Source organism: Streptomyces sp. NPDC091682 (assembly GCF_044756625.1).
Lineage (GTDB): Bacteria > Actinomycetota > Actinomycetes > Streptomycetales > Streptomycetaceae > Streptomyces.
The window spans coordinates 26114-38258 of the sequence record NZ_JBIVTH010000037.1 but is presented as its reverse complement, the minus strand read 5'-3'; the positions used below and the strand labels follow the sequence as shown (position 1 = coordinate 38258).

Annotated in this window: 11 protein-coding genes; 5 read left to right on the top strand and 6 right to left on the bottom strand. The window is 70.4% G+C overall.

Going from position 1 to position 12145, the window contains the following annotated elements:
- A partial coding sequence (locus ACIQK6_RS40825; RefSeq protein WP_402697502.1) for a DUF6777 domain-containing protein occupies positions 1–1394 on the bottom strand: 1394 nt, incomplete at its 3' end.
- A gap of 535 nt (positions 1395–1929) precedes the next feature.
- On the bottom strand, positions 1930–3510 hold the full coding sequence (locus ACIQK6_RS40820) for an FAD-dependent monooxygenase (protein ID WP_402697501.1): 1581 nt from the start codon (positions 3508–3510) through the stop codon (positions 1930–1932).
- 56 nt (positions 3511–3566) lie between these two features.
- Between ACIQK6_RS40820 and ACIQK6_RS40815 the strand changes: the two genes are divergently transcribed.
- On the top strand, positions 3567–4271 hold the full coding sequence (locus ACIQK6_RS40815) for a TetR/AcrR family transcriptional regulator C-terminal domain-containing protein (RefSeq protein ID WP_402697500.1): 705 nt from the start codon (positions 3567–3569) through the stop codon (positions 4269–4271).
- 9 nt (positions 4272–4280) lie between these two features.
- Positions 4281–4793: a hypothetical protein gene (locus ACIQK6_RS40810; protein ID WP_329094887.1), complete on the top strand. Its 513-nt coding sequence runs from the start codon at positions 4281–4283 to the stop codon at positions 4791–4793.
- 1130 nt (positions 4794–5923) lie between these two features.
- Here the strand turns inward: ACIQK6_RS40810 and ACIQK6_RS40805 are convergent.
- The 3 genes from ACIQK6_RS40805 to ACIQK6_RS40795 all read right to left on the bottom strand — a co-directional run bounded on the left by ACIQK6_RS40805 (position 5924) and on the right by ACIQK6_RS40795 (position 7717).
- Positions 5924–6247: a cupin domain-containing protein gene (locus ACIQK6_RS40805; RefSeq protein ID WP_329094889.1), complete on the bottom strand. Its 324-nt coding sequence runs from the start codon at positions 6245–6247 to the stop codon at positions 5924–5926.
- Positions 6248–6830: 583 nt separating this feature from the next.
- Complete coding sequence (locus ACIQK6_RS40800) at positions 6831–7436, bottom strand: hypothetical protein (RefSeq protein ID WP_402697499.1); 606 nt, start codon at positions 7434–7436, stop codon at positions 6831–6833.
- Positions 7433–7717, bottom strand: coding sequence for a hypothetical protein (locus ACIQK6_RS40795; protein WP_329094893.1), 285 nt, complete (start codon positions 7715–7717; stop codon positions 7433–7435). Before ACIQK6_RS40795 ends, ACIQK6_RS40800 begins: the two co-directional genes overlap by 4 nt.
- Before the next feature lie 93 nt (positions 7718–7810).
- Here ACIQK6_RS40795 and ACIQK6_RS40790 point away from each other — a divergent pair, with 93 nt between their 5' ends.
- Positions 7811–8017, top strand: coding sequence for a hypothetical protein (locus tag ACIQK6_RS40790; protein WP_329094895.1), 207 nt, complete (start codon positions 7811–7813; stop codon positions 8015–8017).
- A 311-nt stretch (positions 8018–8328) separates the two neighbouring features.
- Complete coding sequence (locus tag ACIQK6_RS40785; RefSeq protein WP_329094897.1) at positions 8329–9321, top strand: DUF4344 domain-containing metallopeptidase; 993 nt, start codon at positions 8329–8331, stop codon at positions 9319–9321.
- 161 nt (positions 9322–9482) lie between these two features.
- On the opposite strand, the gene ACIQK6_RS40780 is transcribed toward ACIQK6_RS40785, so the two are convergent.
- Positions 9483–10928 carry an oxygenase MpaB family protein gene (locus ACIQK6_RS40780; RefSeq protein ID WP_402697497.1) on the bottom strand — a complete coding sequence of 482 codons (1446 nt, stop codon included), beginning with the start codon at positions 10926–10928 and terminating at the stop codon, positions 9483–9485.
- A 308-nt stretch (positions 10929–11236) separates the two neighbouring features.
- Between ACIQK6_RS40780 and ACIQK6_RS40775 the strand changes: the two genes are divergently transcribed.
- Positions 11237–12130, top strand: coding sequence for a hypothetical protein (locus tag ACIQK6_RS40775; protein ID WP_402697495.1), 894 nt, complete (start codon positions 11237–11239; stop codon positions 12128–12130).
- Positions 12131–12145: the final 15 nt, after the last annotated feature.

The following is a 12145-nucleotide window of genomic DNA, read 5'->3' as shown; positions in this document are numbered from 1 at the left end:
GGCACCGTGCCCGAGTCCTTGCCCGGCTCCTTCTCGGGGGCCTTGCCCGGGTCCTCGCCGGACTCCTTGCCCGGCTTCTTCCCCGAGTCCTCGCCCGGATGCTGGCCAGACCCCTTATCCGGCACCGTGCCCGAGTCCTTGCCCGGCTCCTTCTCGGGGGCCTTGCCCGGGTCCTCGCCGGACTCCTTGCCCGGCTTCTTCCCCGAGTCCTCGCCCGAGTGCTGGCCAGACCCCTTATCCGGCACCGTGCCCGAGTCCTTGCCCGGCTCCTTCTCGGGGGCCTTGCCCGGGTCCTGGTCGCGCTCCTCGTCTGCGTCCGGTGCGGGCGCCTTGCCGGGCTCCCGGCCCGACTCCTTCCCCGGGTGCTCGCCCGTCTTCTGACCCGGTTCCTTCCCCGGGTCCTGGTCCGTTGCCTTCTCCGAGCCCTCGCCCGGGAGGTTGCCCGGGATCCGAGCGGGTGCGTTCCCGGGATTCTGGTCGGGGTTCTGGTTGGGGTTCTCGTTGGGGTTGGTCTTCGGGGGCTGGTTCGGGGGCCTGTCCGGGAGTGGCTGGACCGATCCAGGGTGGGCCGCCGGCAGGACCGGGTAGGCAGAACCGGGGGTCTGGCCCTTCGGGGGCGGGACCTCGCGGTCGTGCTTGCTCTCCGCCGCTCCGCTCGGGCGCTCGTACCATCCCCTGCGGTCCTGGTCGAAGACCGTGACGGTCTTCACCGGCTTCGCGGCGGGCCTGACCGCGACGAGGCCGGAGGAGCGGAACGAGGACCACTTCGCGCCGCTGTACGTCTGCCCGCCTCTGACCGCCACGGGCGGATCCAAGGGATTGCCGCAGGCACAGCGGACCCGGGGCACGCCCCGGCCGTCGACCAGTACGGGAGTGCCGGCCTGCAGGACCGCCTGGTAGCTGGTGGGTGCGCCGTTGCGGTATCCGTGATTGGTCACCCTGGTGTCCCAACCCAGCCGGACGGGCGTCAGCGACCGCAAGTACGAGGGGATCTCGGGCTGGCGGATACCCAGCGAGACGGCGAACGCCCTGCCCTTGTCCGGGTGCTGCGTGAGGAACCGGATCTGTTTCTCTACGTCACAGCTCGCGACGTTGCGCGTCCCGCCGTACAGCCCGGGATAGCCGCCGTCGACCTCGAGCGTGCGCGCACCGTTCGTGGCGCTCGCGGTGCTCGTGGTCGCGTTGGTGTTCGTACCGTCCTTCGCGTTCATGCCCGCGGTCATGGGCGTGACCTTGGCGACGCTCTCGGCCCGTGTGGCCGTCGAAGGAGTGAACGGGTCGGGCCCGACCTCCGGAGCGGCTTGGAGGAAGACCTCACCGCTCATCGCGGTGTTCCCGCCCAGCACGGTGAAACTGAGGACCGCGGCCGAGACCACGGCCACCGCCGTGCTCACACCCAACACGGCCCTGCGCGATCGCCACCCGCGAACCCGGCCGCCGCCGCCCGCCGGCGGCAGCGAAGACCCGCCGGAAGAGACCGGTAGAGGCCCCGACGGGGGCCCCGAGGGAGGCGGCGGGCCTGGTGGCGGCGGAGGGGGCGGCGGGGGCGGCTCTACGTGCGCACCCCGGCCCGACAACGGGCCGGGCGGCGGGCCGGTGGGACGCTCGGAGGAAGGAGGCAAGGAATTCACGACGCTCGCCCCCCGACACAGGGCGGTGGGTACACCGTGGTGACTCGCATGCGCGCACTCCTTCCGAACCGTCAACGCCTCCACATCCCGGAGGTGGAACCTGGAAATTTGGAACTCTGGACATCTGGAAACGCCTGGACGGGGACCGTCCACTCTGCGTGCGTCCGTCTCACGAGTAAGCCCTCCCATCCCGCACCACGTCATGCCGCGACCTTTCGGGACTTGACAGAGCCCCTGTCGGCCTCCGGCACGACGAAGTTCCAGCCGCGGAACGGGCTCCTCCGACGAGGTGTCCCGTTCAGGTGCTCGGCATCGGGACCGGCCTGGCCAGTACCTGGTCCAAGACTTCGGTGAGGAACCGCGCCGGATCCGTCGCCGCCACCGTGGCGCGCATCGCGACGATCCCGTCCGGACGGACGAGCAGCGCCCCTTCATCGGTGAGCCAGGGGACCGTGATGCGATGCGCGGGGAGCGCGAGGTCCGTCGCGGCGGTGAGCCAGCGGTCGCCGGCGACGCCCACCAGCAGGGTCCAGCGGGACGCCACCAGGTCGAGCGTGGAAACCCCGTTGATCCACGCGTGGGGCACGCGTGAACCCGGCGATCCGTCCAGCACCAGGTCCACGGTGGAGGGCAGTTGTGGCCGCGGGTCGATGACGGCGGCCGAGTCGTACCTCTGGCCGAGGTGCACGACCGGCGCCGCCCACACCCCTGCCGCCGCCCTGGCGGCGTCGGCCTCGGGACCGCGTCCCCAGTGCAACTGCGGGTCGGCGAGCCGGCGCATCGCCTGGTCCAGGGTGGCCGCAGCGACCGGTTCGCGTTCCTGCGCGTAGGTGTCGAGCAGCCCGGCACCGGCCTCGCCGCGGTGGACGGCAGCCAGCTTCCAGGCCAGGTTGTGTGCGTCGGCGACCCCGGTGTTGAGGCCGAACGCGCCCATGGGCGACACGGTGTGTGCGGCGTCGCCCACGAGGAAGACGCGGCCGACGGCGAAGCTTTCGGCCGCTGCGCTGCGGGGCCGCCACGGGAGTACGCTGCGCACCTCGACGTCGAGGTCGAGATCGCCGACCGCCTGCCGGACGACCGCGGCGCAGTGTTCGTGTGTGAAGTCCTCGGGGCGTTCGCCGGCGTCGACGTCGCAGGGAGCGTGGAAGACCCAGTTCGTCTCGCCGTCCACCGTGGCCAGCAGGCCGGGGGCCAGTGGTGTGGTGATCGTGCAGGTGGCGAAGGACATGCCCCGCAGGTGCGGTCGGAGGTCTGCGCGGAACAGGATGTTGATCATCGGCTTGCCCAGGTCGCCCGGCCCGGAGGTAACCACGCCGAGCGCGGTCCGCACGGTGCTGTGCGTGCCGTCGGCGGCGACCGCGCGCGTGCACCGTAGCCAGTAGCGGCCGTCGGGCCCCTCCAGTTCGGCGACGACCCCGTCGGCGTCCTGTGTGATGCCGACCAGTCGGGTCGACCAGCGCAGGTCCGCTCCGCGGCGTGCGAGGTCGGTTGCGACGACCGCGTCGAGCCGGTCCTGGGCGCAGACGCCGCGCAGCCTGAACGGGGTCACGTCCAGCTCGTCGGCGGAGGGGGTCGGCATGGGCACGGTCACGACGTCGCCCGCGCCCATCTCGACGACGGTCCGTGCCACGGCCTTGCCAGCGGCGCCCCGGAGGTCGACCGCGGCGGCGTCGACTGCGGTGTCGAGTCCGAGTTCGCGCAGGATTTCAACGGTGCGCGGTCCGACGCCGGTGGCGCGTGGGTGGACCGACGGCCCGGACCGTCGTTCGACGAGCGCCGTGGGGACGCCGTGGTGGGTGAGCAGTGCTGCGGTGATCAGGCCGACGCTGCCGCCTCCGACCACGAGCACCGGAACTTCTGGGCACATTGTTTCCGTCATGGCTACACCGTAGCCAGACGGTAGGATGGGGGTCAACGAGGAAAGGACCCGTCCCGATGACCGAACCCGTTCCCTCGTCGGTGTGGACCCGGCCGCGTCCCGAGCCGCGTCGACGCGCGCCCGGGGTGGACCAGTACGTGGCGGCCGCGCTGGCCGTCGCGGACGCGGAGGGATTGGCGGCGGTGTCGATGCGGCGGGTCGCAGGTGATCTCGGCTCCGGGACCGCCTCGCTGTACCGGTACATCACCAACCGCGACGAGCTGGTGGACCTGATGGTCGACGCGGCGCAGGGCGAGGCTCCGCTTCCCGAGTCCACTGAGGACTGGCGTGCCGGCCTGGGGGCGGTCGCGCACGCGTTGCGTGCGACGCTGTTGCGGCACCCTTGGTTGGCGGGTGAACTGGCGGGGAGGCCCGCGCTCGGCCCCAACTCGTTGCGGCGGTCGGAGTCCGCGCTGCGCGCCGCCGTCGCACTCACGCCCGACATCACCCTGGCCTCGCAGGCACTGGGCGCCGTGCACGCGTACGTACTGGGTTCGGTCGCCGCCCAGCAGGCCCTTCGACGTGCGGAGCAGCGCACCGGGCTCAGCGAGGAGGAGTGGCAGCGCAGCATCGGCCCGTACATCAGCGAGGTCCTCGCGGCCGGCGAACACCCGATGCTCGCCCGCCGTGTTCTCGAAGCCGAGGAACTCGACCCCGACGTCGAGTTCGCGTTCGGCCTGGACTGCGTGCTCGACGGGCTTTCGGCCCGGCTGGTTCGCTGAGCATCCGGCGTGGCCGCGCACTGGAAGAACAGTCCTGAAGTGTTCGTGCTCGCTCTTCGACGTCATGGGCTTGACCCGGATGCGATCGACGACGTTGCACGGGCATGGTCTGCGTTCCAGGAGTTCGTCCAGCTGCCGGTCGACGGGATTGAGCCTGCACGGGACGACGGCGACGGGTTCATCGTGCAGTGGGGTAGATGGAGTTGGAATGGGGACCGCCCCGCACTGGTCTTCACCAGGCAGTTCGCGGTCCGCGACGAGGATGACCAGGATGACGAGTTCTGGCAGCCGCAGCGCTGGAGCGTAGAGCTCGAACTGTTCTTTGCCGACTCTCCGGCCTGGGCCGACCTGGACGATACGGCCCGGGCCGACAGCATGGGTTTCGACTTCGCCCCCATCGGTCATGAACGTGCCGCAGCACTGGCCCGGATCGCCACGTTCGTCGAAACGCTTCCGCAGGTCAGCGCGATGTGGCAGGCGATCCCGGTGGGTAGCGCCCTCGGGCTGGAGCGCGCGGACTGATCTGCCGGCAAACCCCCGCCAGCTGAGCGCGTCACGACCGCGGCGGCCGGGTCCGGGGTTCGCAGCGGATGCCCAACGATGGCGCTCTGCGCCTCCGCCGGAGCGACAGGCGCACCCGGGGGGGGGTGGGCAGTGGCGGGATCACCGGCAGGCGATCGCCACGATCGCTTTCACGTACCGCACCGGAACGCCGTGGATGGACCTGCCCGAGCACTTCAGGTCGCGGAACGGCGATGCGTTCACCATCGCCTGCAGATCCGGGCGACCGACGACACAGGTGCGAAGGCATTCACCGCTCTGCTCGCCCCGGGCCGGGTCATTGCGATGTCGCGGCAGACCCGGGCAACCCACCCAGAACGAAGCCCGACGTGGTCCTAGCTGACAAGGCCTGTCCTTCGCACGCGACACCATAGCCGTCTTCGTCTGATCAGCAAGCCGACCAGATAACGGGGCTGCCTACACCCATCCATCGTCGAGGTGGATCGTCCAGGTATCTCCCACTACCCGGTTCAGTTCGACCAAGGCCGCAACCTCTGCGATGACTCCCGGCGCGTCGGACAGTCGCAACGGGGAGTCCGGAACACCCTGCCGGGTGTAGGTCGGCAACTCACCGTTGCAAGAGAAGGCGTGAATCGGCAAGGGGCCACGGCCGAACCATGTAGGTCGGTGCTCCTCGGCCCACAGGGATGCGGCGTCAACGCGGTCCCTATGCGCAAGCAGGCGCTCGGGAGCAGGCCCGTCGCAGAAGTGCACGAGGAACCCCCCGGCGTCTACGGCCCACCAATCCCATGTGAATCCGGGTCTGGGGTGCCGCAGGATGGTCGCCATGTCAGCACCCTATCCAGGCCGGTTCGTCCACCGGGCCGTTGAGACACCGGTGTCGGTACCGAGCGGCAGGTGATGTCACCGAGGCCCGGCCCCTGTCTGGCCGACCGACCCGGAATTCGGTCTCAGCCGGCCACCGCGCCAGGATCGACGATCACGTGGTACTCGCCGTCCGTGACGTAGGAAACAGCGGTGGCGGCACCCCGTAGCTGGCAGGGCGAACTTTCACCAGTGGCCCGGCCGCTCACGCGGCCACACGGCCACGCGCCGCCGCGGGGCCGAGTACCCAGACCCCCGGGTGTGACCTACGGAGAGTCTTGAAGTTCGTCCTCTCGAAGTTCCACGATCACGAGCGTGCCCCAGCTGTCTGGGCCGACCGCATGGATTGCACCTGCCGGAATCATGTAGAGCTCGCCTGCACGTACCGAGATCGACCGACCGCCGACTTCGAGTTGGAGCTGTCCATCGAGGACGAGCAGAGCCTCGGCGGCTGCATGGCTCTCGGGCTCAACGGGCATTTCATCCATCCTCAGCACCTTCACACAGGCGGTACCCACCTCCCCCAGCACAAGCGAACGCCACCCTCCCGGGAGATCCCTTGCGGTGTCCATCAGATTGATCAAGGTCACGACACACTTCTCCTTCTCGGCCCGGCATACCGTCCACCGGCCCCGCTTCGAATGACTAGAAGCTATGCGACCTGCACCGATAGCAGGTCGACCGATTGGTAAAGCATGGTGCCGCAGAGCTGTTGCCCCTCCGCGCCCCCGGGGCCACTCCAACCAAGCCCCCCGCCATCCGAGCATGACGCATCATCAGGAACATGAGGAACCTCCCCTGCCCGAGGCCACCGACCAGCACGACACGACCACCATCAAGGTCGAGCAGTACGGACGACACGGTGCCCGACCTACCCCGGTCGTGCGTCGTAGTCCAGCAGCCCGAGGAGCACGTCCAGCGTCTGGTCCACACCTGGAACAACATCGGCCCGCGTCGAAGATGGCCGGGGTGCACGGTCGCGTTGTTCCCCAGGTGCTCGTGGTGGGGGGCGCCTGTTTCATGGCTCAGATCCCGAAAGCCTGGGGAAATGTGCGCCCCCACGCCTTCTCCTCCGCTCCGTCGTGCCCGTACCGCGCCGGCGTCCGAACGGCACGGACCGCGCTGGTCCGCGCCTGGTCCGTGCCTGGTCCGGCCCGGGCGACAAGGCACCCTCTAGGTGGGGGCTTTGATGCCGGGGTCGACGGGCCGCTTGTAGTACCGCCACGGGAACCAGCCCGCGCCGACCGGGATCCATCCTTCTGATTCCAGCCGTCGGTGTCGTGCGGGGGAAGGAAGGGTTACCCGGTAGTGCTCCCAGGGATGGCCGGACGCCTCCACCTCGTGGAAGAAGGGGCCGTAGCCGACCATGTGCCAGCCGTCACGGCCGGCCTCCTCCAAGGCGGCCATCTCGTTGAACGCGGTCAACCCGCTGAGGGTGCGGCGCTTGGGGGAGTTCGACCCCCCGCCGGGCGGTGCCGACGGGGGCGCGCCCACCCCCTTTCCCGCGAAGCGCTGCTGGGCGGCCTGGCGGCTCACCCCCAGGACGCGGCCCACCGTGTCCCAGCTGTGGCCGGCGGCCCTGGCGCCCTGAACGGCCTCGCGCAGCAGCCGGCTCGCCTCCTCGGCGCCGACGCGCGAGGCGTCCACCAGGCGCAGGTAGCCGTGGGCGTCGTGTTCGAGGGAGTCGGCAAGCCCCTCGGGGGCGCCGAGGACCGATGCGGCGATGCCCTCCCGGATCCGGTCCATCTCCACCGGGTGGAGCAGGGGTTCGCCGCTCATCGACGCAGCCCGGCGAGGGGTTCGAGGGCGTCGAGGACCGCCGCGTCGTGGCGCTCCCGCTCGGCCGAGTCGCGGGCCGCCGCCCGGGCTGCCAGTCCGGCCGTGCAGGCGATGAGTACGAGGCCCACGACGATCAGGGCGACGGTCACCGCGGTGCCGAGCCGGCCGCCGAAGACCACCGTCATGGCCGGCAGGCTCACGGCGAGCGGCAACACGGCGGCCATGGACGGGGTGGCAGGGAAGAGGTCCCGGTGCTGGGCCTTCAACTTCAAGATCGACATGCGTCAAGGAAACCTTGACATGATCGAGTTGTCAAGGATTCCTTGACAACCGTGTCGCGCCATGGCGAGACGGACGGAGACAAGGACGCACCCATGGCACAGCTCACCTCGCAGGATGACCTGGCCGGGCTCTACGACCATGATCTCGAAGCCCATTTCGACACCGGCCAGCTGCGGGAGGGCCTGGCGGGCATCGTCTCCGCTACCGAACTCGACAGGATCACCGCCGCGGTCGACGCGACGGGCGACAAGACCGTCAGCTACGAGACGGCCACGACGCGACTCAAGTCGAACGGGTGAGCCCGTGGAGCAAGAGTGGCGACCCCGTCGTGATGGCCTCGCCCTGACGCCCCTGTCGTAGCCGCGTGCGAGGGTTCCTCACGGCCGCGGTCACATCGTCGAACCTTCGCTCGGTGCCACCCTGCGGCCCGCCGGCCTACCGCTGCCCCGGAGCTCCGGCGTCGTCGCAGGGCGCGTACGCCGCCGTCCGGGGGATCCGGCGCTCTGCTCCCCGACGGGCGAGCGCTCCCCCGAACGGGCGGCTCGACGGGCATGGGCTCCCGAACGGCCTGACGATCGGTGCGGGAACACACGACGGGAGCCGACCAAGGATGCCGAACACCGCCGGTTGCTCGAGGAGGGCGCGCACCGCCCTGTCAGGCGTGCTGGTCCTCGCCGGGGTCGTCGTGAGCGGGTGCAGCGACGGGGCCCGCGATGCCGGGCAGGGGCCGGGGGCCGGGCCTCGCCCACAGGCGGCGCGCTCCGGCAGGGTCACCGTCGTCTACGAGACCCGCACGGTCAAACCGGAGGATCGGGAGGCCGTGGCACTGATCCGGAACTCGCGTGTGCTGGAGCGGTCGGCCGACTGGGTGAACAGGGCACTCACCCTCCCGCACGACATGGTCGTGAAGGTCACCGCCGACGTGCCGCCCGGGGTCACCGACGCCGTCACCCAGCCCGACGGAAGGACGATCTTCATCCCGCCGGCGTTCCTGACGGAGATCGAGAAGGCCCTCGCCGACGTCGTGAAGACCGTCGAACGGCCCGCTCCGTTCCCGGCGTCCGAGTACAACACCGACGATCTGACCGTGCTGTCGACCGAGTTCATCTTCAACCACGAGATGGGCCACGCCCTGCAACGCCAGCTCCTCCTGGCCAACCTCGGCCTCGAAGAGGACGCCGCTGACGGCTACGCGTCCTTCTACACCGTCAACGAGGTCGGACCGGGCCCGTCGCTGGCCGCCGCGATCCTCTTCGACGAGATCGCCCGCAAGGAAGGCCGGCCGACCCTGGAGGGCATGTCGAGCGACCACCCCGTCACCCAGCAGCGGGCCTTCAACTTCCTGTGTTACCTGGAGGGCAGCGACCCGAAGAAGTACCAGCGGTCGCTGGTCGACAGCGGCTACCTCCCGAAAACCCGCGCCCCCTTGTGCCCGCAGGCGTGGGCGATGCTGGACTACGGCTGGTGGACCCAGCTCCAACCCCACTTCAGCGCGGCGTTCAAGGCCCGGGGTGACGAGGAGCAGAAGAAGGCGCACGCGCGGCTGATCACGGAGACGCAGTCTCTGGCGAAGCGCATCGACGAAATCCGTACCGGTCAATGAGTCCGGCCGCCACGAGGGCCGCCGGGCGTGGGGAACGGCGGGACGGCCGGGTCGGGCGGGGCCGTCCTTCGTGCGCGCGGGCGTGCGATGCGGGGCCGGGCGGGGCAGGGCAGGGCAGGGCGGCCCACGGTGGCTCAGCGCTCGCCCGGGCACGTCGCCCGTTACGGGCGGCCGAGGAGTTGGCTGCCGGCCGTGTTGTCGGTGCGGGCGGTGAAGTAGTCGGTGAAGGCCCGGACGAATTCGTCTTCGGAGATGCGGCCGTCCCCGTCGTGGTCGAGCTGGCGGAAGCCGTGGTTGAGTTCGGCGAGGTGGACCCGGGAGCCGCCGAAGACCTTGCGGTACTCATCGGCACACAGGTGTCCGCTGCCGTTGGTGTCCACCGCGTGGAAGACCGCCCGCACCGCGACGTGCAGTCCCTGCTCGAGGTAGGCCGGCCCGGAGTCGATTCCGGTGAGCATGGCGGTGACGAACTCCTCGCAGGTCACCTGTCCGTCCCCATCGGTGTCCATGCCGGTCCGTAGCTGCTGCCACCACGTCTCGAAGGCGGCGTAGACGGGTGCTTCGCGTTCAGCGGCGAGTTCGAGCGGCCAGCACACGTTGTGCGCCATCGCCTGCAGGTCGACCGAGCTGATGCGACCGTCGCCGGTCTGGTCCAGGACCTGGTGGAAGAAGGTCCGTAGACGCGCGGGGCGGGAATCGGCACCCTTGCGGCGGCGTGGCACGGGGAACCGGACGGAGCGTGCCGCCGGCGTGGAAGAGCGGTCGGTGGAAGCGGCGGAGGGCGGTGGGGTCACGGGGACGCCGGCCGGTGGGGTGCGGTAGCGGCGGTGCTCGGGCAGGGCGTTCATCAGCACGCGCATACCGCGGTGCAGGATGAAGGACAGGAGGGCCGCGCGGCGGGTGCGGGGCAGGGCGAAGCGCTCGCGGAAGGCTTGTGGCAGGTCCGCGACGGTCAGCGCGCCGATCACTTGGGCGGCCACCGTGCGCACGAGCGGCCAGGCCGGCTTCAGGGGGCCGAGGCGGCGGGGTGCGGGGGCTTCGCGGAGCATGTCGAAGAGCAGGTAGCGCACGGGTTCGCTGTATTCGAGGCGTTCGCGGATCGTGCGGTCCATGTACGCGGGCACGTCGGCCGCCGTGGCCGGGAACAGGTCGTCGGACAAGCCGAACTCGGAACACACCGCACGGAACTCTTCGTACATTTGCTCCAGTTCGGGCGGTGCCAGCGGGCGCCCCGAGAGTTCCCGCATCGCCGTCATGCACTCGTACAAGGTGACCAGGACCCATACCCGCACCGCCGGGTCCGACGCGGTGAAGGACCTGCCCTGCTCGTCGGTTCCTGCCAGACGGCGGTGGGTGCGCTCCAGGCGGGCGACCTCGCGGCGCAGCCCTTCGCGGTCGGAGAAGAACAGTCGCTTCCCGCTGTCCATGGTGTGCTCGATGCGCCGCCAGGGGTGCGCGCGGTAGGTGGAGAAGTCGCGCATGCCTGCGGCGACCGCCGGATCTGCGGTCTGCAGGACCAGGAGCCGCCATGCCACCAGTCCGATCCGCCACTCCCCCAGTGTGCGGCGCAGCAGCGAGTCGGGACCAGGAAGATCGGCGGTAGCCAAGGGGGTGTCTCCTCGAGCGGTTGCACTGGAACGAGCCGGGCGGACGGCAGCCGGCCGAGAGATCATTCGGCGGTCCGCCCGGCTCAACGGCGCTGCCGGGATACGGGAGCGGCCGGATGGGCGAGTTCACCCGTCCGGGAAGCGTCTGGGGGTGGCGGACAGTGCGGACCTGGCGCTGGGGGCGGTCGGCCCCATGGGCCGGGGCGGGCCCCTCGCCCCGGCTGCGGGACGAAAGGAGACCCGCTGACCGGCGATGATGGGTGGTGACGGGCTCCGAGCGGCGTCCGGCGGTTTCCCGGGGGTGGGCAGTGATCGAAGTTGGGCAGCACGGCGCGTTCAGTGTGAACTGTGTCGGCGTGGAGCGCCGGCCGTTCCCGTTGAGCTTCAGTGTCCGTGAGGCCGAGGGGGTGTGGCAGGTGACCGCCGGTGCGGCCCAGGCGCGTGAGTTGGTCGATCTGCTGGTGGCCGTGGCGGACGACGCGGTCGTGGTGCTGTCTCTGGAGACCAATTCCTACCTGGACGAGCACTGGCATCCGCTGCGGCCCGGGCTGATCGCGGCCGATCTCGGCGTGCCGTGCACGGTCCACCCCCTCGGATCCTGGGCGGCCGGCACGTACGAACTCGCCGAGGAATTGCTGGTGATGGACCGCGACCATCTGCCGCGTTTCCTGGACGGCAGCTGGTCCGCATACGAACTGGCTCTGGTCGACGTGCCCGCCGGGATGAGTGCGGAGCAGCTCGACGAGCTGGCCCTGGTGGTCGGGACGGCCGGCATCGACGAACCGATCCTGAGCCGTTGGGAAGACTCCCGGTTCTGGTTCTCGGGTCACGACGACTGTTACGTGTTGCTGGAAGCCCGCGACCGTGCCCTGCCGGTAGCGGTACTGGCGCGGCTGATGGCCTTGTTGGCCGGCTCCGCCCTCGCCGAGCTGACCGGGGTGCCTTCCGTGCGCGTTCCCGAGCCAGAGTCTTGGTTGCCTGAGCAGCTGATCGCGACCGCCCCCCATTGGATCGGAGCCCTGGGCGAAGTCACCGGGGATCTGGTGACGATCAAGCTGGCCGCCCTGCCGGCCCGGTGGCGGCTGGCCGTCGCGTTCCCGCAACGGGCCGACCTCATGGCAACGCTCGATGTGCACAGCGGCGCGTGGCGGATCGCGCCCGCGCAGTGCGCTGAGCGAGGTGCTGTGCCGCTGGGCTCCTGACGGGTGCGGCCCCCG